Raw genomic sequence first — 21,408 nt, 5'->3', positions numbered from 1 at the left:
TTTCCACAGGTCGCCGCAGGCGGCGAGACCTGCTCACCGATGGTGGTGAGTCGGGAAACCACCGGCTGCTGTGTCACAGACTCCCGCGACGCGTCCATGCGAGGCGGGTGCACCGAGGCCGCCCGGCCACCTGGCTCCACGACTCCGGGCAGCTCCGGCCTATCGAGGGAAGGAATCCATTGAGCGACACCACCGACGTGACGTCGGATGTTTCCAACGTCGCTGGCGATGCCACCACCGCCGCCCCCACGCGCCGCCGCCGGAGCGGCACCGGCCTGTCGGCCATGCTGCTGCCGGAGCTCCAGAGCCTGGCCGCGTCGCTCGGCATCTCTGGTACGGCCCGCATGCGCAAGGGCGAGCTGATCAGTGCCATCACCGAGCGGCAGCAGGGCGGCGCCGCCGCCGGAACCCCTCGACCGCGCGCCGAGGTAGCGGCCGCGGCTGCTGCTCCCGCCCGTGAGGAGGTGCACGCGGAGGTCCGTGAGGAGCGGGCCGAGGCGCGCCCCGCCGAGCAGGCGCCCGCCGCCGAGGCGACCGAGGGCCGTACCCGTGGTCGCCGCAGCCGGACTGCGGCCGCGACCACCGAGGCCCGCCCGGCCGAGACGCCGGCGACCGAGGCGCGGCCGGCCGAGACGCCGCGCGCCGAGGAGGCGCCCGCCGAGACCGGCGAGCGGACCGACCGTGCCGAGCGCGGTGAGCGCAACGAGGGCCGGGGCCGTGAGCGCGGCGGCGAGCGTGCCGAGCGTGGCGGCGACCGGGCCGAGCGTGGCGACCGGGCCGAGCGCGGCGACCGCAACGACCGGGGTGACCGGGCCGAGCGGGGCGACCGTAACGAGCGTGCCGACCGGGGCGAGCGCGCCGAGCGCAACGACCGGGGCGACCGCAACGACCGGAACGACCGGGGCGACCGGAACGACCGGAACGACCGGGGTGACCGGAACGACCGGGGTGACCGCAACGACCGTGGTCAGCGCGCCGAGCGGGACAACGACGGCGACGACGACGGCGAGGGCGGCGGCCGGCGGGGCCGGCGCAGCCGGTTCCGGGACCGTCGTCGCGGCCGCGGCGAGCGGGGCGAGGGCGACAGCGGTGGCGGCCGCGAGCCGCAGGTCGGCGAGGACGACGTGCTCGTCCCGGTCGCCGGCATCATCGACGTGCTCGACAACTACGCCTTCGTCCGGACCACCGGCTACCTGGCCGGCCCGAACGACGTGTACGTCTCGATGTCCCAGATCAAGAAGTACGGCCTGCGCCGCGGTGACGCGATCACCGGCGCCGTGCGGGCCGCGCGGGACGGCGAGCAGCGGCGCGACAAGTACAACCCGCTGGTCCGGCTGGACACCATCAACGGGATGGAGCCGGACGAGGCGAAGCGCCGGCCGGAGTTCTACAAGCTCACCCCGCTCTACCCGCAGGAGCGCCTGCGGCTGGAGACCGAGCCGCACATCCTCACCACCCGGGTGATCGACCTGGTCATGCCGATCGGCAAGGGCCAGCGGGCGCTCATCGTGTCGCCGCCGAAGGCCGGCAAGACGATGGTGCTGCAGGCGATCGCGAACGCGATCACCCGCAACAACCCGGAGTGCCACCTGATGGTGGTGCTGGTCGACGAGCGGCCCGAAGAGGTCACCGACATGCAGCGCTCGGTGAAGGGCGAGGTCATCGCGGCCACGTTCGACCGTCCGCCGCAGGACCACACCACGGTGGCGGAGCTGGCGATCGAGCGGGCCAAGCGCCTGGTCGAGCTGGGGCACGACGTGGTCGTGCTGCTCGACTCGGTGACCCGGCTCGGCCGGTCGTACAACCTGGCGGCGCCGGCCAGCGGCCGGATCATGTCGGGTGGTATCGACTCCACCGCGCTCTACCCGCCCAAGCGCTTCCTCGGCGCGGCGCGCAACATCGAGAACGGTGGCTCGCTGACCATTCTCGCCACCGCGCTGGTGGAGACCGGGTCCATGGCGGACACGGTCATCTTCGAGGAGTTCAAGGGCACGGGTAACGCCGAGCTGAAGCTGGACCGGAAGATCGCCGACAAGCGTGTCTTCCCGGCGATCGACATCAACCCCTCCGGCACCCGCAAGGAGGAGGTCCTGCTCGCGCCGGAGGAGCTGGCGATCATCCACAAGCTCCGCAAGGTGCTGCACTCGCTGGACTCGCAGGCGGCGCTCGACCTCCTGCTGGACCGGCTCAAGCAGTCCCGCACCAACATCGAGTTCCTGATGCAGATCGCGAAGTCCACTCCGGGCGAGTGAGCTGACGGATCCGACGAACGAGGGGCACGGCCGTACGCGGCCGTGCCCCTCGTCGCGTACCGGGCACCGCCGATGGTGAAGTTTTCCTACGGTTCAGTCGCTAGGTATTGAAACTTCTGTTCATCGTCGGGTTGACTGTCGTCCATGCGAACCCGCAGTCGACCCGCCCGCCTCGCCGGCGTCCTGCTGCTGACGCCGTTGCTGACCATCACCGCGCCGACGCCGTCCGCCGCGACGGCCGCCGGGCCGTCGCCCGTCGCGCCGCCGGCCGCCACCGCCGCCGAGGACGCGCCACGCGCCTCGTCCCGCCCCGACCCCGCCGTCGCGCTCGCCGGTGTGGAGCCGGCCGGCGGCCTGGAGACCGCCAAGAGCACCCGGCCGGTCGCGCCCGGCCTGAGCCTGACCTCCTTCGACAGGTACGACGCGGCCGGCTGGCTGCGCGCCGACGCGCTCACCGCCGACCTGGGCGGCGGGCTGACGGTGGACTACGTGAACTCCGGCGAGGTGACCAGGGACGAGCCGCTGCGCGCCGCGGTGGACCGGTCCCGCGCGGTCGCGGCGGTCAACGGAGACTTCTTCGACATCAACAACTCCGGCGCCGCCCAGGGCGTCGGCATCCGCTCCGGCGAGCTGGTGCAGTCGCCGATCGCCGGGCACCCCAACGCGGTGGGCATCAGCGCGCAGGGCGTCGGCCGGGTGGTCGAGGTCGGCTTCGAGGGCGCCGCGACGCTGCCCACCGGGCCGGTGCCGCTGACCCAGTTCAACAACATGGTGCAGCGCGACGGCGTGGGCGTGTTCACGCCGCTCTGGGGCTCGTACACCCGCAAGCGGGCCGTGGAGGGCGCGGCCCGGACGGTCGAGGTGACGCTGACCGGCGGCCGGGTGGCGAGCGTGGCCACCACGGCGGGCGAGGGGCCGATCCCGGCCGGCAGCACCGTGCTGCTGGGCCGCGAGGCCGGTGCCGACGCGCTCGCCGCGCTGCGGCCCGGCGACGCGGTGGACGTGACCTGGCGGCCGCGGGCCTCCGACGGCGGTGACCTGCGCGCCGCCGTGGGCGGCGGCAACGTGCTGGTCCGCGACGGCGTGGTGCAGGACATCGCCGACGCGTCGCTGGCCCCGCGCACAGCTGTCGGTTTCTCCGCCGACGGACGCAAGATGATCATGATGACGGTGGACGGCCGGCAGGTGGACAGCCGTGGCGTCACGCAAACCGAAATGGGCCGCATGATGGCCGAGCTGGGCGCCGCGAACGCGCTCAACCTCGACGGCGGCGGCTCCTCCACGCTGCTCGCCCGGGAGCCGGGCGCGGCCACGGTCCAGGTGGAGAACAGCCCGTCCGACGGCAGCGAGCGGCCGGTACCGAACGGGCTCGCCGTCTACGCCCCGAAGGGCAGCGGCCGGCTCACCGGCTACTGGCTGGAGACCGCCAGCGACCCGACCGCCGCGCCGGGCGTCGCACCGGTGCGCGGCGGCCGGCCGGACCGGGTCTTCCCCGGCCTCACCCGCCGGCTCACCGCCGCCGGATACGACGAGACGTACGGCCCGGCCGCCGGCGAGCCGCGCTGGCACGCCACCCACGGACGGGTCGACGGCGACGGCGTGTTCCGGGCCGCCGTCCCCGGCCGCAGCACCGTCACCGCCGCCCGCGGCCGGGCCCGCGGCACCATCGAGCTGACGGTGCTCGGCCCGCTGCAGCGGATCGACGGCACCGTCGACCGGGTCGGCCTGGACCGCGCCGGTGACAGCGGCCTGTTCGGCGTGGTCGGCTACGACGCCGAGGGCAACACCGCGCCGATCGAGCCGGCCGACCTGAAGCTGGAGTACGACAGGGACCTGCTCTCCGTCACCCCCACCGCCGACGGCAACCTGTCCGTCAAAGCGCTCGCCGCGACCGGCTCGGCGCTGGTCACCGCACGGGTGGGCAACCACAGCACGGTCCTGCCGGTGACCGTCGGGCTCACCGACGTGCCGGTGGCCGGGTTCGACGACGCGGCGTCCTGGAAGTTCAGCCAGGCCCGCGCCTCCGGGTCGGTCGCACCGGCGGAGGGGCACACCGGGAGCGGGCTGCGGATGTCGTACGACTTCAGCCAGTCCACCGGCACCCGGGCCGCGTACGCCGACCCGCCCGCGTGGATCGACGTACCGGGCCAGCCGCAGGCGTTCGGCATGTGGATCAAGGCCAACGGCACCGGCGAGTGGCCCAGCCTGCACCTGCACGACGCGCAGGACACCCAGTTCGTGCTGCGCGGCCCGTACCTGGACTGGACCGGTTGGAAGTACGTCGAGTTCGCCGTACCGCCGGGCGTGCAGTACCCGGTGCGGGTGCGCCGGTTCTACGTGGCCGAGACCGACCCGGCCAAGCAGTACCGCAGCGAGGTCGTGATCGACGACCTGGTGGCCCGGGTACCGCCGGACGTGCAGGCGCCGCCGGAGCCGAACCGCACCGACCGGGTGGTGCTGCGCGACGGCACAGTGGACGAGGCGCCCTGGCGCTTCGCGGTGCTCTCCGACGCCCAGTTCGTCGCCGCGAACCCGGACAGCGACCTGGTCGCCCAGGCCCGCCGTACGCTGCGCGAGGTCCGCGCCGCCCGGCCGGACTTCCTGATCATCAACGGCGACTTCGTGGACACCGCCTACCCGGCCGACTTCGCGCTGGCCAAGCGCATCCTGGACGAGGAGCTGGGCGGCGAGGTGCCGTATCACTACGTGCCGGGCAACCACGAGATCATGGGCGCGCCGATCGACAACTTCCGCAGCGTCTTCGGGGACACCTCGCGCGTCTTCGACCACCGGGGCACCCGGTTCCTCACACTCAGCACGGCCACCGGCTCGCTGCGCGGCGGCGGGTTCGACCAGGTGGAGCTGCTGCGCCGGACGCTCGACCAGGCCGCTGGCGACCGCTCGGTGGGCTCGGTGGCGGTGCTGTTCCACCACCCGCCGCGCGACCCGAGCCCGGCCAAGGCCAGCCAGCTCGGCGACCGTAAGGAGGCGGCGCTGGTCGAGCAGTGGCTGGCCGACTTCCAGCACCGCACCGGCAAGGGCGCGCTGATGGTCAACGGGCACGTCGGCACGTTCCACGCCGACCGGGTGGACGGCGTGCCGTACGTGATCAACGGCAACTCGGGCAAGGACCCGTCGACCCCGGCCGCGCTCGGCGGGTTCACCGGCTGGACCGAGTTCGGGGTGGACCCGGTGACGCCGGGGGAGGCCGAGCGGGCCCGCCGTGACCCGCTCGCCGAGGGCCCGACGTGGGTGAGCGCGGAGATGCACGCGCACGTCGACCGGCTCGCGCTGACCGCGCCCGCGCAGGTGCGCCAGGGTTCGCCGGTGGACGTCACGGCCACGCTCACCCAGCCCAGCGGCCGGCAGGTGCCGGTGGCGGCGCCGGTCAGCGCCGACTGGTCCGGTTCGCCGAACCTGCACATCGGCGGCGCGACGGGCGTACGGCCGTGGCACGTGGCCCGGTTCGACCCGGCCACCGGCCGGCTGACCGCGCTGCGCCCGGGGGCGCAGGTGCTGCTGGCGGTGACCGTCAACGGCGTGAAGGCCGAGACGACTGTCACCACGGCCGCCGCGGTCCGCGCCCCCGCCGCCTGACCCGGAGGCCGGGGCTCCTCATCCTGGGGGAGGAGCCCCGCCCTCCCCGCCCCCGGCCCCCGCCCCCGCCCCCGCCTCGCTCCCCCGCTCCGCTCCGTTGATCATGAAGTTGACCTGGACAAAAGCGACAGGAATTGCCGCCAAGTTCATGATCAGCAGGGTGGGGGGCGTGGGGGTGGGAATGCGGGAGTGTGGGCGGGCGTTGCGGGTGGCGGACCTCCTGTGCCGGGTGGAAGACGCCCGTGGCAGACTGGTCAATCGGCCACCGGTTCCGGTTCACGCCCGAGCCCGTCGCGGACGACGGGGAGCATCGACGGCGACCCGGCGACCACCGACGAAAGGACCGAGGCGACATGAAGCCCAACATCCACCCGGAGTACGTGACCACCGAGGTCCGCTGCTCCTGCGGCAACACCTTCACGACCCGCAGCACCGCCAAGGGCGGCGCCATCAGCGTCGAGACCTGCAGCGCCTGCCACCCGTTCTACACCGGTAAGCAGCGCGTGCTGGACACCGCCGGTCGGGTCGCGAAGTTCCAGCAGAAGTACGCCAAGGTTCAGGGCAAGAAGGCCAAGTAGCTCCGTCGACGACGCCCGTGTCCGGCTCCTGCCGGGCACGGGCGTTCGTCCGTTTGTGCCGGTTTTCACCCCAAGGAGCATCCGCAGCATGAGCAGTGAGCGCCTGGCCGCCCTCCTCGACGAGTACGCCGAGCTGGAGCGGCGGCTGGCCGACCCGGCCATCCACGCCGACCAGGGCACCGCCCGGCGGGTCGGCCGCCGGTACGCCGAACTGGTCCCGCTGCACAAGGCGGCCGGCGAGCTGGAGCAGGCCCGCGCCGACCTGGCCGCCGCGCGCGAGCTGGCCGCCGAGGACCCGACGTTCGCCACCGAGGCGGAGGCCATCGCCAGCTCCCTGCCGGCGCTCGAGGAACGGCTCGCGGAACTGCTCATCCCGCGCGACCCGCACGACGCCAAGGACGTGATCGTCGAGATCAAGGCCGGTGAGGGCGGCGAGGAGTCGGCGCTGTTCGCGGGGGACCTGCTGCGGATGTACACCAGGTACGCCGAGCGGCACGGCTGGGTCACCGAGGTGATCGACGCCCAGGACTCCGACCTCGGCGGCGTCAAGGACGTGTCGCTGGCGATCAAGAGCAAGGGCGTGCCGGAGGGCGGCAACGGGGTCTGGTCCCGGCTCAAGTGGGAGGGCGGCGTGCACCGGGTGCAGCGCGTCCCGGTGACCGAGTCGCAGGGCCGGATCCACACCAGCGCCGCCGGCGTGCTGGTGCTGCCCGAGGCGGAGGACGTCGACGTCACCATCGACCCGAACGAGCTGCGCATCGACGTGTTCCGCTCGTCCGGCCCCGGCGGGCAGTCGGTGAACACCACCGACTCGGCGGTACGGATCACCCACGTGCCGACCGGCATCGTGGTGTCCTGCCAGAACGAGAAGTCGCAGCTGCAGAACCGCGAGCAGGCCATGCGCATCCTGCGGGCCCGCCTGCTCGCCGCGGCCCAGGAGCAGGCCGACGCGGCGGCGTCGGACGCCCGCAAGGCGCAGGTCCGCACCGTGGACCGGTCCGAGCGGATCCGCACCTACAACTTCCCGCAGAACCGGATCACCGACCACCGCATCGGCTACACCGCGTACAACCTGGACCTGGCGCTGGCCGGCGAGCTGGACGGGGTGCTCGACGCGCTGGCCGAGGCGGACCGCGCGGCCCGCCTGGCCGGCGAGACGGAGCTGTCCCGCCGCTGACCGCTGGGTGTTAACAGGGGGCCCTTCCTCTACCGGAGGCGTTAACAGGGGGCCCTTCCTTACCGCTCAGCTCGCGCGTGGTCGCGCCTTGGCGCGCAGCATCTCCCGGTCGGCCAGCTCGAACGCGGTGCCGAGCGCCTCCCGGACGCTGACAGTGGTGCTGCCGTCGACCTCGGCGAAACCGATCGTCACCCCGACCGGCGTGCCCGGGACCAGGGACTCCCAGTCCTCGGTGCGGACGGCGGCCTCGATCCGCCGGGCCACCTCGACCGCCTCCGGCATGACGGTGTCGGGCAGCACCACGACGAACTCGTCGCCGCCGTAGCGGGCCACGAAGTCGCCCCGCCGCATCACCCGGTTGATCACCCCGGCGACCCGTTGCAGCACCAGGTCGCCGGAGTGGTGGCCGTGGCGGGTGTTCACCGCCTTGAACCCGTCGAGGTCGCAGACCCCGATCACCACGCGCTCGCCCCGGGACACCACGGCGCCCAGGTAGCGCTCCAGCCGGCGCCGGTTGGGCAGGCCGGTGAGCGGGTCGGTGAGCGCCTCGCCCTCGTACCGGGCCGCCTCGCGGCGCATCTCCTCGTGGTCGATCCGGGCGGCGATGCCGTCGATGTAGACGTCCCGCAGCCGGTCGCTGCGCCGCGCGGCCAGCCGGAACGCGTGCCGGTCGGCCCGGTGCGCGCCCGCGTGGTCGCCGGCCCGGGCCAGCGCGACGCTGCGCAGCCGGGGTGCCTCGGCCGCGCCGAGCGTCTCGTCGGAGACCTGGAGCGCGTCCAGCCGGGTGACCGCCTCGATCGGGCGGTTGGCGGCGACGGCCAGGCAGACCTGACCGAGCTGGCGCAGGTCGCGGGCGCGGGCGCTGTCGCCGCCGTGGCCGAGCAGCCGTTTCGGGTCGGCGTCCCCGGCGGACTCCACCCGGTCGCCGAGCGCGGCCCGCCGGGCGGCCGCGTAGCCGTACGCGGCGAGGCTGCTGGGGCGCAGGTTGCCGGCCCGCCCGCCGCGTAGGAAGCGGGCCAGGTCACCGGCGACGTCGCGCAGCACCCGCAGGCAGCCGTCACTGTCGCCGTTGTGGTCCAGCGCCACCGCGTTGCGCAGCCGGATCCCCGGCGCGGCGAACGTCTCCTCCGGGATGCCGGCGCTGAGCCCCACCTCGCGGGCCCGCTCGATCGCGCCCAGCGCGTGGCCGTGGAAGCTCAGGTACGAGTACGCCATCGCGAGGTCGTGCCAGCCCCACGCGGTGTCCCGGTCCGGCGTGTCGTCGGCGCCCAGCGCGCGGGCGGCCCGGACCAGGTGCATCACGCACCGGTCCAGCGCGCCCTGGTGGTGGGCGGCGAGCGCGGCGAGCGCGTTGAGGTGCCCGTGCAGGTAGGGCTCGGCGAGGTCGCGTACCGCGGCGGAGGCGTCCTCGACGGCCCGGGTGAACTCGGCGGTCCGGCCGAGGTTGATCAGCGCGGACAGGCGCTGCACGAGCGCGTCGGCGCGGGCGTACGGGTCGCCGGTGGTGCGGATGACGCGGTCGAGCAGGACGCACGCCTCCGCGGACCGGCTGGCCTCCTGCAGTGACCGTGCGCGTCGGAGAGCGTCAACCTGGTCCTCGACCTGGTCGAGCCAGCCCACTCGCGACCTCCCTGCGGTGTGCGCCCGGACGCACCCGCTCGTGAGGTGAGCCGCGACGCCTCATGATTATTGCGTGACCGCACTCCCGCAACACCCGTCCGAAGGGACAGAACGCGAACGCGCCTCGCTGGTGATCAACCGGGTGGCGCGCGCGCTCGCCGCGGCGGGCGTCGAGGCGCCCCGCGCCGAGGCCGAGCAGCTGGCCGCGTACGTCCTGGACGTGCCACGCGGCCGGCTGGCGCTGGCCGACGGCTTCACCCCGGCGCAGCGTGACCGCCTGGACGCCCTGGTCGGGCGGCGGGTGACCCGGGAGCCGCTGCAGCACCTGCTCGGCTCGGCCGGTTTCCGGCACCTGGAGCTGGCGGTCGGGCCGGGCGTGTTCGTGCCGCGGCCGGAGACCGAGCTGCTGGCCGGGTGGGGGATCGAGCGGGCCCGGGAGCACGCCGCGCCGCTCGTGGTCGACCTGTGCAGCGGCTCCGGCGCGATCGCCCTGGCGGTGGCGCAGGAGGTGCCCGCGGCCCGGGTGGTGGCTGTGGAACGGTCCCCGGCCGCGCTGGCCTGGCTGCGGCGCAACGCGGCCGACCGGGCTGCCGCCGGGGACCGGCCGGTCGAGGTGGTGGCCGCCGACGTGACCGGTCCGGAGCTGCTGGCCGGCCTGGCCGGGCGGGTCGACGTGCTGCTGTGCAACCCCCCGTACGTGCCGAGATCGGTGGCGGTGCCGCCGGAGGTGGCCGGGCACGACCCGGACGAGGCGGTGTTCGGCGGCGCGGACGGGCTGGACGTGATCCGCCCGGTGGTGCGCCGGGCCGCCGAGCTGCTGCGCCCGGGCGGCGCGATCGGGATCGAGCACGACGACACGCACGCGGCGGCGGTGCCCGCGCTGCTGCGCGGCGACGGCCGCTACGACCGCGTCGAGGAGCACCGGGACCTGGCCGGGCGGCCCCGTTGGGCGAGCGCGTCCCGGCGGGCGGACGGCACCCACGCCGAGACCGCCCGGGCGTGGCAGACTGACTCCTCGTGATGCTCTACGACTGTCGGTCGCCCGCCGACCGGGACCGCGGCATCGCCGCTGCCATCGAGGCGGTCAAGAACGGGGAACTCGTCGTCCTGCCGACCGACACGGTCTACGGCATCGGGGCGGACGCGTTCACGCCGTACGCGGTGAAGGCCCTGGCGGACACCAAGGGCGGCGCCCGGCAGGCGCCCCCGGTGCTCATCGGCTCCCGGCACACGCTCGACGGCCTGGTGTTCTCGCTGCCCGGCGCGGCCCGCGACCTGGTCGAGGCGTTCTGGCCGGGCGCGCTGACCATCGTCGTGGAGCACTCGCCGAGCCTGGCCTGGGACCTGGGCGACACCAGCGGGACGGTGGCGGTGCGGATGCCGCTGCACCCGGTGGCGCTGGAGGTGCTGCGGGAGACCGGGCCGATGGCCGTCGCGTCGGCCAACAAGGTCGGCCAGCCGGCCGCGCTCACCGCCGAGGAGGCGCGCGACCAGCTCGGCTACGGCGTGCGGGCCTACCTGGAGGCCGGGCCGGCGGTGGACCCGGTACCGAGCACGATCGTCGACCTGACCGGCGAGGTGCCGCGGGTGCTGCGTGAGGGCGCGGTGACGCTGGCGAAGCTGCGGGAGGTCGTGCCAGGCATCCTCGACGAGCGGGGGATCTGAGTGCCGCCCTTCACCGTCCTGCACGTCTGCATGGGCAACATCTGCCGGTCGCCGATGGCCGAGCGGCTGCTGCTGCTCGCGGTCCGGGAGCGGCTGGCCCGCCTCGGCGTCGACCCGGCCGGTTCGGACGCGCTCGTGCACAGCCACAGCGCCGGCACCGGCGGCTGGCACGCGGGCGAGGAGATGAACCCGCCCGCGGCCCGCCAGGTGCTCTCGCGCGGCGGTGACACCGAGGGGTTCGCCGCCCGGCGGCTGCGCTCGGACCTGATCGACGCCGCCGACCTGGTGCTCACCGCAACCGCCGACCAGCAGGAGTACGTGGTGGCGCTGCGGCCGGACGCCGCCGCGCGCACGTTCGTGCTGGGTGAGTTCGGCCGTCTGCTCGGCGGGCTGGACCGCGCCGCGCTGCCGCCGGCCGAGCCCACGCCGGACGCCGTGTACGCGCGCGGCGTCGCGCTCGTGGCGGCTGTCGACGCGGCCCGGCAGAACGCCTCCGCGCTGCCCACCGACGATCTGGACGATCCGTGGGGCCGGGGCGACCAGTGCTTCAGCCGGGTCGCGGACGAGATCGAGGAGACGGTGCAGCCGCTGGCTGCCGCGCTGTTGCCCTGAGATTCATCCTTCCTCGCGAACTTTCTGCGCCTTTCTCGGAAGGTGTCGGCTAAAGCGAACATTCGGGTCATTCTGAACTGGTCCGTACGGCCGGCTCCTGCGGGGAGAGCTGATGAACCGGGCCTATCTCGACAAACTGTTCACCGTTGTGCTCGCCGGCGTGCTCGCCGGGCTGGTCCTGGCCGTCGCGGCGCTGCCGGCCGCGCTGGTCTTCGGGCTGGGCCTGAAGAACCTGATGCCGTACACCGCGCTGCCGGAAGCGCTCAAGACGCCGCAGCCGGCACAGCGGTCCAACCTGTACGCCAACGACGGGCGGACGCTCATCACCTCGTTCTACGTCGAGGACCGGGTGGACGTGCCGGTCGCCGAGGTGGCGCCGGTGATGCGCGACGCCATCGTGGCCGCCGAGGACGTGCGCTTCTACGAGCACCACGGCGTCGACGTGCGCGGCGTCGCGCGGGCGTTCACCGCCAACCGCCGCGAGGGCACCCGCCAGGGCGCCTCCACGCTGACCATGCAGTACGTGCGCAACGCGCTGGCCGGGGACCCACGGCTGACCGAGGAGCAGCGCGCCGCCGCCACCGAGATCACCGTCGGGCGCAAGATCCGCGAGATGCGGTACGCGCTGACGCTGGAACGGCAGATCGGCAAGGACGAGATCCTCGGGCGCTACCTGAACATCGCGTACTTCGGCGCCGGGGCGTACGGCATCGCCGCCGCCAGCAAGCGCTACTTCTCCACCACACCGGACCGGCTCACGCTGGCCCAGGCCGCGCTGCTCGCCGGGCTGGTCCGGTCCCCGGCGGACGACCCGATCAATGGCGACGCCGACTCGGCGCGGCAACGGCGGGCGTACGTGCTGGACCGGATGGTGGAGACCGGCCGTGCGAGCGCGGCCGACGCCGAGGCGGCGAAGGCGGCGGAGCTGGCGCTGGCGCCCAACACCACCCCGAACGACTGCGCCGCGGTGCCCGCCGACCACAACGACTGGGGCTTCTTCTGCGACTGGTTCACCCAGTGGTGGAACGCCCAGCCGGCGTTCGGCGAGACGGTGGACGAGCGGCAGCGCACGCTGCGCCGCGGTGGCTGGTCGATCGTGTCCTCGCTCGACCCGGACGTGCAGGCCAAGGCGAGCGAGCAGGTGCGGGAGATCTACCCGGAGACGATCGCGCGCGCCGCGCCGACCGCCGTGGTGCAACCGGGCACCGGGCGGGTGCTGGCGATGGCGGTGAACCGCACGTACGGCGTGGCCGCGAACCCGGACGGTCAGCAGAACTACCCGAACACGGTCAACCAGCTGGTGGCCGGCGGTGGCGGCATCACCGGCTACCAGGCGGGCTCGACGTTCAAGCTGTTCGCCCTGCTGGCCGCGTTGGAGTCCGGGCTGCCGCTGGACACGGTGTTCGACGCGCCGCGCGTCTACGTCACGCAGTACCCGGTCGGCGCCGGCCCGGCGAGCTGCGGCGGCCGGTGGTGCCCGGCGAACGCCAACACCTACTGGATGGACGGCGACCGGGACATGTGGGACGCGTTCGGCCGGTCGGTGAACACGTACTTCGCCTGGCTCACCGAGCGGGTCGGCGCGGACCGGGTGGTCGAGATGGCCCAGCGGCTGGGCATCGTGTTCCGCGCTCCGGCCGACGCGAAGATGGCCCACGACGGCGCGAAGAGCTGGGGCCCGTTCACGCTCGGCGTCTCCGCCACCACGCCGCTCGACCTGGCCGGCGCGTACGCCGCGGTGGCCGCCGAGGGCACCTGGTGCCGGCCCACGCCGGTCACCTCGATCGCCGACCCGTCCGGCCGGAAGATCCCCGCCGGGAACACCGACTGCCGGCAGGTGCTCGACACCGAGGTCGCCCGCGCGGCGGCCGACGCCAGCCGCTGCCCGGTCGGCGACCAGTCGATGTACCGGCGTTGCGACGGCGGCACGGCCGAGGAGCTGGCTCCGGGCCTGCGCCGCCCGGTGGCCGGCAAGACCGGCAGCTCGGAGCGGAACGCCACGGAGACGGTCGTCGCGTTCACGCCGCAGCTCTCGGTGGCGACGATCGCGGCGAACCCGGACGACCCCCGGGACGCGGTCGGCGGCGGCGTGCAGAAGCGGCAGATCGCCGCGGTGGGCCGCATCCTCGCGTGGGCGTTGCGCGACGAGCCGGTACGCGACTTCGTCCCGCCGGGCCAGGCGGTCGCCTTCCAGCACACCAGCCCGCGCACCGGCAACTGAGGGTCAGCTCGCCGGCCTGCCGTATCGCGCGACCATGGTTCGGACGGCTTCGTCGACGACCGCTGTCGTGCGGTCCGGGGTGACCGTCCAGTCCGGGAGGACCAGGCGCGGCCAGAGCAGGTAATTGGAGATCATCCCGAGGAAGTGCGTGGCGGCCATCTCCGGGTCGGCGACGTCCGCGGCTCCCGCGTCGTGCTCGGCCGAGAGGTAGATCCGGACGGACTCGAAGTACGGCAGCTTGCCCTGCGCGAAATGTGCTCTGGCCAGCTCGGGAAAGCGTGGCAGCTCGGCGATCACGATGCGGAACAGGTCGGTCATCTCCGGCCGGCTCAACAGCGTCGCGTAGTGCCGTCCGAGGACCGTCAAGCCGGCCGTCAGGTCACCGGCAGGTGGCACGTCGGCGACCTCGTTGCGGGCCCAGGAGTCGATGACGATGGCGTCGAACAGAGCCGCCTTCGTCGGAAACTGCTTGAACAGCGTCGCCTTCGACACGCCGGCACTGGCGGCCACACGCGCCAGTGAGGCCCGGTCGTAGCCCAACTCCAGGAAGAGCTCGGTGGCGGCCTGCACGATCAGCGCGCGCTTCTCCTCCGCCACACGCTGGTGATAGGCCGACGGCGCTGGGGTCATGCGGCCATCATAGCGAGGCGAGTGGGTTGACTCACCATTCGCCCAGGGCGTAGCGTCGGCATGGTGAGTCGCCCGACTCGCCATCCGTCTCGCGTCACCGGAGGATCCGATGTCCCGCTTCGCCAATCAGACAGTTCTCGTCACCGGCGGCACCGGTGGGCAGGGGGCCAGCCACGTTCGCGCCCTGCACGCCGAGGGCGCCAACGTCGTCATCGGCGCCATCGACGCCGAGCGGGGCGCCGGCCTCGCCGCCGAGCTGGGACACCGGGCGCGGTTCGTCCGCCTGGACGTCTCCCGGGAGGAGTCGTGGGTCGCCGCCGTCGCGGAGACCGAGAAGGCATTCGGCGCGCTCACGATCCTGGTCAACAACGCCGGGGTGCAGAACCCGCCGGCCCTCATCGAGTCCACCGACCGGGCCACCTGGGCTCGTATCCTCGACGTCAACCTCACCGGCACGTTCCTCGGCATCAAGGCGGCCGCCCCGGCGCTGCGTCGCGCGGGGGGAGGAGCGATCGTCAACATCGGCTCCACCATGGGCATGGGTGGTACCGCCCTCTACGCGCCCTACGTCGCCGGTAAGTGGGCGGTGCGTGGGCTCACCCGGACCGCCGCCCTGGAGCTGGGCCGCGACAACATCCGCGTCAACGCGATCCACCCCGGCGTGATCGAGACCCCGTTCATCACCGAGCCGGCGGCCGGCAGCGACGCCCCGATCGCCGACTTCTACTCGCCGGAGCCGTTCGCCGTCCCGCGACTCGGGCAGCCCGCCGACATCACCGCGCTGCTGTTGTTCCTCACGTCGCCGGACGCGGCCTTCATCACCGGCGCCGAGTACGTCATCGACGGGGGACTGCTCCTCGGCCCCGCACTGCGGGGCGACTCTCCCGCCTAACCGGCCGGGTGTTCGGCGCCCTTGGCGATGTTGCGGGCCATGCCGCCGAAGACGACGGCGTGGAACGGCGCCACCGAGGCCCAGTAGAGGTGGCCGGGCAGGCCGCGCGGGAGGAACACGGCACGCTGCACGTACCTGCTGCCGCCGTTACCGTCCGGTTCGGCGCGCATCTCCAGCCACGCCCGGCCGGGCAGCCGCATCTCGGCGCGCAGCCGCAGCAGCTCGCCCGGGACGATCTCCTCGACCCGCCAGAAGTCCAGCGCCTCACCGACCTGGAGGCGATGCGGGTCGCGCCGCCCCCGGCGCAGCCCGACGCCGCCGACCAGCCGGTCCATCCAGCCGCGGACCGACCAGGCCAGCGGGAACGAGTACCAGCCGTGCTCGCCGCCGACGCCCTCGATGACCCGCCACAGCGCCTCCGGTGGCGCGTCCACCGCCCGCTCCCGCATGTCGGTGTACGCGGTGCCGCCGGACCAGCGCGGGTCCGACGGCAGCGGCTCGGCCGGCGCGTCCGGCCCGCTCGCGTTCGACCAGCGCGTCTCCACCTGCGCGTCGCGCACCTTGGACAGCGCCAGCGCCACCGCCTGGTCGAAGCCGGTCAGCCCCTCGGGCGGGTCCGGCACGTACTCGGCGATGTCGTGCTCGTGCGCCACCGCCTCGTGCACCAGGCTCTCCACCAGCGGCCGGGCGATCGCGTTCGGCACCGGCGTGATCAGGCCGACCCAGTGCGAGGACAGCGACGGGGTGAGCGGGCGCACCGGCAGGATGACCCGGGGGCGCAGCCCGGCCACCCGGGCGTAGCGCTGCATCATGTCGCTGAAGGTCAGCACGTCCGGGCCGCCGATGTCGAAGGCCCGGTTCACCTCGGCCGGCAGGTGCGCGCAGCCGACCAGGTAGCGCAGCACGTCCCGGACCGCGATCGGCTGGATCCGGTTGCGCACCCAGCGCGGGGTGACCATCGCCGGCAGCCGCTCGGTCAGGTACCGCAGCATCTCGAACGAGGCCGAGCCGGATCCGATGATCACCGCGGCGCGCAGCACCGCCGTCGGCACGCCGCTGTCCAGCAGGATCCGCGCGACCTCCGCTCGGGAGCGCAGGTGCGCCGAGGGCAGGCCGTCACGCTCCGCCGGCTCCGGCCCGCCGAGGTACACGATCCGGCGTACGCCGGCGGCGCGCGCCGCCTCGGCGAAGTTGGTCGCCGCCTCCCGGTCGGCCGCCTCGAAGCCGCGCTGGCCGAGCGAGTGGACCAGGTAGTACGCGACCTCCACGCCCTCGAACGCGGACGGCAGCGTCTCCGGGCGGCGCAGGTCGCCCTCGACGATCTCCGCGTCGGCCGCCCAGGGCACGTCCCGCAGCCGCCCGGCCGTGCGGGCCAGGCAGCGTACGGTGTGTCCCTCGGCCAGCAGCCGGGGCGCCAGGCGCCCGCCGATGTAGCCGGTCGCGCCGGTGACGAGGCATCTCACGGCCTCCAGTCTGCGGCTCCGTAGACTCCTTCGCTGTGGAGAACGCGAGGGACACCTTCTGGGGGCCGGACTTCCAGCAGCTCAGTACCGTCGATCCGGAGATCGCCGAGGTGGTGCTGGGGGAGCTGGACCGGCTGCGCGGCGGTCTGCAACTGATCGCCAGCGAGAACCTCACCTCGCCCGCGGTGCTGGCCGCGCTCGGTTCCACGCTCACCAACAAGTACGCCGAGGGCTACCCGGGCCGGCGCTACTACGGCGGCTGCGCCGAGGTGGACCGGGCCGAGGAGCTGGGCATCGCCCGGGCGAAGGACCTGTTCGGCGCCGAGCACGCCAACCTCCAGCCGCACTCCGGGGCGAGCGCCAACCTGGCCGCGTACGCCGCCCTGGTGCAGCCCGGTGACACGGTGCTGGCCATGGACCTGCCGCACGGCGGGCACCTGACCCACGGCAGCCGGGTGAACTTCTCCGGCAAGTGGTTCCACCCGGTCGGCTACACCGTCCGGCCGGACACCGAGACGATCGACTACGACGAGGTACGCGACCTGGCCCGGGCGCACCGGCCGAAGCTGATCATCTGTGGCGCGACCGCGTACCCCCGGCTCATCGACTTCGCCCGCTTCCGCGAGATCGCCGACGAGGTCGGCGCGTACCTGATGGTGGACGCCGCCCACTTCGTCGGCCTGGTGGCCGGCGGCGCGATCCCGTCCCCGGTGCCGCACGCCGACGTGGTCACCGCGACCACGCACAAGGTGCTGCGCGGTCCGCGCGGCGGCATGATCCTCTGCCGGGAGCCGCTGGCCGCGCGGATCGACAAGGCGGTCTTCCCGTTCACCCAGGGCGGCCCGCTGATGCACGCGGTGGCGGCCAAGGCGGTCGCGCTGCGCGAGGCCGCGCAGCCGGAGTTCCGCACGTACGCCGCCCAGGTGGTGACGAACGCGCGGGCGCTCGCCGACGGCCTGGCCGCCGACGGCCTGCGGCCGGTCTCCGGCGGCACCGACACCCACCTGGCGCTGCTCGACCTGCGCGAGACGGGCGTGACCGGCGCCGAGGCCGAGGCCCGCTGCGACGCCGCCGGCATCACGCTGAACAAGAACGCGATCCCGTACGACCCGCAGCCGCCGATGGTCGCCTCCGGCATCCGGGTGGGTACGCCGAGCGTCACCACCCAGGGCATGCGCGAGGGGGAGATGGGCCGGATCGCCGGGCTGATCGCGCGCGCGGTACGCACCGATCCCGGCGCCCCCGGAGGCGCGGACACGCTGGCCGAGTTGGCCCGCGAGGTCGCCGAGCTGGTCGCCGCCTTCCCGGCGTACCCCCGATGACGGCGCCACGGGCGGGTGAGCCCGGCGCGATCCGGTCCCGGCTGAACCACCTGCGGCTACCGTTGCTGGCGTGCGCGGCCCTCGCGGTGGTGGGGGTGCCGGCGGCGGCGCTGCTGCGCGGCCCGACCGGGGCGGCCGGCTTCGCGGCCGGGGTGGCGCTGGTGATCGTCAGCTACCTGATCTCCAGCCTCTCGGTGGCCTGGGCGGACGCCATCCACCCTCGGATGATCATGTCGGTCGGGCTGGTCACCTACGCCACCAAGATCGTGATCCTGGGCGTGGTGATGGCCGCCGTGGCGGCCACCGGCTGGCCCGGCCTGCCGGACATGGGCGTGGCGATCATCGCGGCCGTGGTGGCGTGGACCGGTGCCCACCTGACCTGGGCGATGAGATCACCGCTGCCCACATTCGAGCGTCGCGACGACAGCGAGTGACTTTGCTGAATCGTGTCCGGTACGGCGGGTGCCCTGACGGGCGCGACAGGAGTAACGTGGCGCCAGGTTGACGCGCCCGCAGTACGGCCCGCACGCTGTCCGCAGTGTGGGGGGTGCCGCACATCCCCGCGCGCCCCTGCTGATATTGTTCGCCACGTCATGGCCGATGACCCCCACTCCCACAAGTCCGACGAGCACTCGTCGGAGGGTGTGGCAGGCGCCGTCGTGGGTTACCTGCTCGCCGGCATTCTGGTGTGGGGTGGCCTCGGCTGGTTGGCGGAACGGTTCCTCGGTCTGCCAGCCGGCATCGGGGTCGCCGTCGGCATGATGCTCGGCGCGGCCGGGGCGATCTACCTGATCATGAAGAGGCTCAGTGCCTGAGTTCCGGCACACGCGGGTCTGTTGAGTGCGGAGGATGACACGGTGAGCGGACAGCTGGTCGTCGCCCAGGACCTTCCCTGGCCCCCCAGCGTCGGGGATTTCTACCCGCCGGACGTGGCCGGCCCCTGGGTCACCAAGTTCAGCATCATGATCTGGATCGCCGTCGCGCTGCTGATCATCTTCTTCGTGGCCGCGTACCGGAAGCCGAAGCTGGTGCCGGGCAAGGGCCAGTGGGCCGCCGAGGCCGTCTACGGGCTGGTCCGGGACAACATCGCCCGTGAGCAGATGGGCAACGCGGGCATCCGCTTCGCGCCCTACCTCACCGTGCTGTTCAGCTTCATCCTGCTGACAAACATCTTCAGCATCGTGCCCGGCCTGCAGATCTCGCCGAACTCGCACATCGCGTTCCCGATCGTGCTCGCCGCCATCTCGTACGTCATGTACAACTACGTCGGCGTCCGCAAGCACGGCCTCGGCAAGTACCTCAAGCAGAGCCTCATCCTGCCCGGCGTGCCGTGGCCGATGCACTTCCTGCTGATTCCGATCGAGTTCCTGCAGAACTTCGTCGTCCGGCCGGTCACCCTGGCACTGCGACTCTTCGCCAACATGTTCGCCGGCCACCTGCTCCTGCTGGTCTTCACCGTCGGCGGCTTCGTGATGCTCGGGTCGAGCAGCGTCTTCGTGCAGGCGACCTCGGTCTTCTCCTTCGCGATGGCGATCGTGATGGCCTTCTTCGAGGCGCTGGTGGCGGTGCTGCAGGCATACGTCTTCGTCACGCTGAGCGCCAACTACATCGGCACGTCGCTGGCCGACGAGCACTGAGATCCGGCTCGGCGGGCACCCGGCCCGGCCAAGCATCTGGTACCGACCGCGTACACGTGAGCCCTCACGTGTGAACTAGGAGGAATACCCGCAATGAACGTTCTTGCCGAGATCGGTGGCAACGTCAACACCATCGGCTACGGCCTCGCCGCCATCGGCCCCGGTATCGGTGTGGCCCTGGTCTTCGCGGCCTACATCCAGTCGAGCGCCCGCCAGCCCGAGTCGGCCGGCTACAACCGCACCTGGCTGGTGCTGGGCTTCGCCCTGGTCGAGGCGCTGGCGCTGTTCGGCCTGGTGCTCGCCTTCGCCGTTAGCTGACGCGAGCTCTCCCGATCCGGAGGTCTGACATGTATCTCGCCGCCGAAGGCGCGCACAATCCGATCTTGCCGATCTGGCAGGAGATGGTCGTCGGAACGATCTCCTTCGCCCTGCTCGTCTTCGTCCTGCTGAAGTTCGTCATGCCCCGCATGGAGGCGATGTACCAGGCGCGGGTCGACGCGATCGAGGGTGGCATCAAGCGCGCCGAGGCGGCCCAGGCCGAGGCGAACAAGCTGCTCGAGCAGTACCGGGCCCAGCTCGCGGAGGCGCGTACCGACGCCGCCAAGATCCGCGACGACGCACGGGCCGACGCCGACGGGATCCGCCAGGACATCCTCGCCAAGGCGCGTGAGGAGTCCGACCGGATCATCGCCGCCGGCAAGGAGCAGCTCGCCGCCGAGCGGGCCACCATCGTGCGCGAGCTGCGTACCGAGGTGGGCACCATCGCGGTGGACCTGGCCAGCAAGATCGTCGGTGAGTCGCTCGCCGACGAGGCGCGTCGCAAGGGCACCGTCGACCGGTTCCTGAGCGGTCTCGAGAGCACGGGGGCCCGCTGATGCAGGCCGCCAGCCGGGAGTCGTACCGGGCCGGGGCCGAGCGCCTCGACGCGTACGTCCGCGGCGCGGAGCCGTCGGCGGTGGCTGCCACCGCCGACGACATCCTCTCCGTCGCCGCCCTGCTGCGGCGTGAGCCGCGGCTGCGCCGGGCGCTCTCCGACCCGGCCCGGGCCGGCGCCGACCGCTCCGGCCTGCTCGGCGACATGCTGCGCGGCCGGGTCGGCGCGGAAGCGCTCGACCTGCTCGCGTCGATGGTGTCCGGCCGCTGGTCGGCCCCGTCCGAGCTGCTCGACGGTGTCGAGCGCCTCGGCGTGGAGGCGCTGCTGGCCAGCGCCGACCTGTCCGGCGACCTGGGCGAGGTCGAGGACGAGCTGTTCCGCTTCGGGCAGGTCGTCTCCGGTTCCGCCGAGCTGTCCAACACGCTCTCCGACCCGATGGCGTCGGTCGAGCGGCGGGCCGAACTGGCCCGGCAGCTGCTCGCCGGCAAGGCCCAGCCGGTCACCGTCAGCCTCGTCGAGGCCGCGCTCGCTGGTTTCGGTGGACGCTCCTTCACCGGTGCGCTCACCCGGCTGGTCGAGCTCGCCGCCGACCGGCGGGACCGTCAGGTCGCGTACGTGACCGTGGCGGCTCCGCTGACCGAGGAGGAGGAGCGACGCCTCGGTGCCCGCCTCTCGGAGATGTACGGTCGGGAGGTCTCCGTCAAGCAGACGGTCGACCCCGACGTGCTCGGCGGGGCGCGCGTACAGGTCGGCTCCGACCTGTACGACGGCACCGTCCTGCGCCGCCTCAACGAGACCCGCAACGCGCTCGCCAAGCGCTGAGCCCTGATTCGTCGCCACCGGACCGGTCGGTACCAGGTATCCCGGG

19 protein-coding genes are annotated in these 21,408 nt (G+C 73.3%); 16 read left to right on the top strand and 3 right to left on the bottom strand.

The features are described from left to right. The first annotated feature begins 179 nt into the window (after nt 1-179). The 4 genes from rho to prfA all read left to right on the top strand — a co-directional run bounded on the left by rho (nt 180) and on the right by prfA (nt 7,604). Entirely contained in the window at nt 180-2,252 is a 2,073-nt protein-coding gene (gene rho, locus J3R08_RS25930) for a transcription termination factor Rho (protein WP_209963053.1), read from the top strand. 144 nt (nt 2,253-2,396) lie between these two features. Beyond that, complete coding sequence (locus J3R08_RS25925; RefSeq protein ID WP_209963051.1) at nt 2,397-5,849, top strand: phosphodiester glycosidase family protein; 3,453 nt, start codon at nt 2,397-2,399, stop codon at nt 5,847-5,849. A gap of 353 nt (nt 5,850-6,202) precedes the next feature. Further along, entirely contained in the window at nt 6,203-6,427 is a 225-nt protein-coding gene (rpmE, locus tag J3R08_RS25920) for a 50S ribosomal protein L31 (protein ID WP_030504744.1), read from the top strand. A gap of 88 nt (nt 6,428-6,515) precedes the next feature. Further along, the gene (gene prfA, locus J3R08_RS25915; protein WP_043328634.1) at nt 6,516-7,604 is read left to right on the top strand and encodes a peptide chain release factor 1; all 1,089 of its coding nucleotides are present in this window, start codon (nt 6,516-6,518) and stop codon (nt 7,602-7,604) included. 66 nt (nt 7,605-7,670) lie between these two features. Here the strand turns inward: prfA and J3R08_RS25910 are convergent, their stop codons facing one another. Beyond that, nucleotides 7,671-9,224, bottom strand: a complete 1,554-nt coding sequence (locus J3R08_RS25910) for a diguanylate cyclase (RefSeq protein WP_064447839.1) — start codon at nt 9,222-9,224, stop codon at nt 7,671-7,673. Between the two features lie 130 nt (nt 9,225-9,354). Here J3R08_RS25910 and prmC point away from each other — a divergent pair, with 130 nt between their 5' ends. The 4 genes from prmC (at nt 9,355) to J3R08_RS25890 (ending at nt 13,722) form a co-directional block, all read left to right on the top strand. Beyond that, entirely contained in the window at nt 9,355-10,245 is an 891-nt protein-coding gene (prmC, locus tag J3R08_RS25905; RefSeq protein WP_043328636.1) for a peptide chain release factor N(5)-glutamine methyltransferase, read from the top strand. After that, nucleotides 10,245-10,889 carry an L-threonylcarbamoyladenylate synthase gene (locus J3R08_RS25900; protein WP_043330966.1) on the top strand — a complete coding sequence of 215 codons (645 nt, stop codon included), beginning with the start codon at nt 10,245-10,247 and terminating at the stop codon, nt 10,887-10,889. Before prmC ends, J3R08_RS25900 begins: the two co-directional genes overlap by 1 nt. After that, the gene (locus J3R08_RS25895) at nt 10,890-11,501 is read left to right on the top strand and encodes a phosphotyrosine protein phosphatase (RefSeq protein ID WP_043328639.1); all 612 of its coding nucleotides are present in this window, start codon (nt 10,890-10,892) and stop codon (nt 11,499-11,501) included. A gap of 112 nt (nt 11,502-11,613) precedes the next feature. Then, nucleotides 11,614-13,722, top strand: coding sequence for a transglycosylase domain-containing protein (locus J3R08_RS25890; protein ID WP_113974610.1), 2,109 nt, complete (start codon nt 11,614-11,616; stop codon nt 13,720-13,722). 3 nt (nt 13,723-13,725) lie between these two features. On the opposite strand, the gene J3R08_RS25885 is transcribed toward J3R08_RS25890, so the two are convergent. Then, on the bottom strand, nt 13,726-14,352 hold the full coding sequence (locus tag J3R08_RS25885; protein WP_043328643.1) for a TetR/AcrR family transcriptional regulator: 627 nt from the start codon (nt 14,350-14,352) through the stop codon (nt 13,726-13,728). Nucleotides 14,353-14,461: 109 nt separating this feature from the next. Here J3R08_RS25885 and J3R08_RS25880 point away from each other — a divergent pair, with 109 nt between their 5' ends. Then, nucleotides 14,462-15,244, top strand: coding sequence for an SDR family NAD(P)-dependent oxidoreductase (locus J3R08_RS25880; protein ID WP_104115783.1), 783 nt, complete (start codon nt 14,462-14,464; stop codon nt 15,242-15,244). Here the strand turns inward: J3R08_RS25880 and J3R08_RS25875 are convergent. Further along, a complete protein-coding gene (locus J3R08_RS25875; protein WP_113974612.1) occupies nt 15,241-16,707 on the bottom strand; it encodes an SDR family oxidoreductase in 1,467 nt (488 codons plus the stop codon). The genes J3R08_RS25880 and J3R08_RS25875 overlap by 4 nt on opposite strands. Before the next feature lie 35 nt (nt 16,708-16,742). On the opposite strand from J3R08_RS25875, the gene glyA reads away from it, so the two are divergent. The 7 genes from glyA to J3R08_RS25840 all read left to right on the top strand — a co-directional run bounded on the left by glyA (nt 16,743) and on the right by J3R08_RS25840 (nt 21,362). Further along, nucleotides 16,743-18,029 (top strand): serine hydroxymethyltransferase, encoded by a 1,287-nt coding sequence (gene glyA, locus J3R08_RS25870; RefSeq protein ID WP_209963049.1) that lies wholly within the window; start codon nt 16,743-16,745, stop codon nt 18,027-18,029. After that, the gene (locus J3R08_RS25865) at nt 18,026-18,463 is read left to right on the top strand and encodes a hypothetical protein (protein WP_064447834.1); all 438 of its coding nucleotides are present in this window, start codon (nt 18,026-18,028) and stop codon (nt 18,461-18,463) included. Before glyA ends, J3R08_RS25865 begins: the two co-directional genes overlap by 4 nt. A gap of 159 nt (nt 18,464-18,622) precedes the next feature. Continuing rightward, entirely contained in the window at nt 18,623-18,844 is a 222-nt protein-coding gene (locus J3R08_RS25860; RefSeq protein WP_030504733.1) for a hypothetical protein, read from the top strand. Nucleotides 18,845-18,886: 42 nt separating this feature from the next. Continuing rightward, entirely contained in the window at nt 18,887-19,666 is a 780-nt protein-coding gene (atpB, locus tag J3R08_RS25855) for a F0F1 ATP synthase subunit A (RefSeq protein WP_043328655.1), read from the top strand. Between the two features lie 93 nt (nt 19,667-19,759). Beyond that, nucleotides 19,760-19,984: an ATP synthase F0 subunit C gene (gene atpE, locus J3R08_RS25850; protein WP_018789141.1), complete on the top strand. Its 225-nt coding sequence runs from the start codon at nt 19,760-19,762 to the stop codon at nt 19,982-19,984. A 29-nt stretch (nt 19,985-20,013) separates the two neighbouring features. Continuing rightward, nucleotides 20,014-20,541 carry a F0F1 ATP synthase subunit B gene (locus tag J3R08_RS25845; protein ID WP_030504731.1) on the top strand — a complete coding sequence of 176 codons (528 nt, stop codon included), beginning with the start codon at nt 20,014-20,016 and terminating at the stop codon, nt 20,539-20,541. Next, the gene (locus J3R08_RS25840; RefSeq protein ID WP_030504730.1) at nt 20,541-21,362 is read left to right on the top strand and encodes a F0F1 ATP synthase subunit delta; all 822 of its coding nucleotides are present in this window, start codon (nt 20,541-20,543) and stop codon (nt 21,360-21,362) included. Before J3R08_RS25845 ends, J3R08_RS25840 begins: the two co-directional genes overlap by 1 nt. Nucleotides 21,363-21,408: the final 46 nt, after the last annotated feature.

This window comes from Micromonospora sp. HB375, assembly GCF_017872985.1.
GTDB classification, from domain to species: domain Bacteria; phylum Actinomycetota; class Actinomycetes; order Mycobacteriales; family Micromonosporaceae; genus Micromonospora; species Micromonospora chalcea.
The sequence above is the reverse complement of the archived record's forward strand: the minus strand, read 5'-3'. Positions and strand labels throughout refer to the sequence as shown.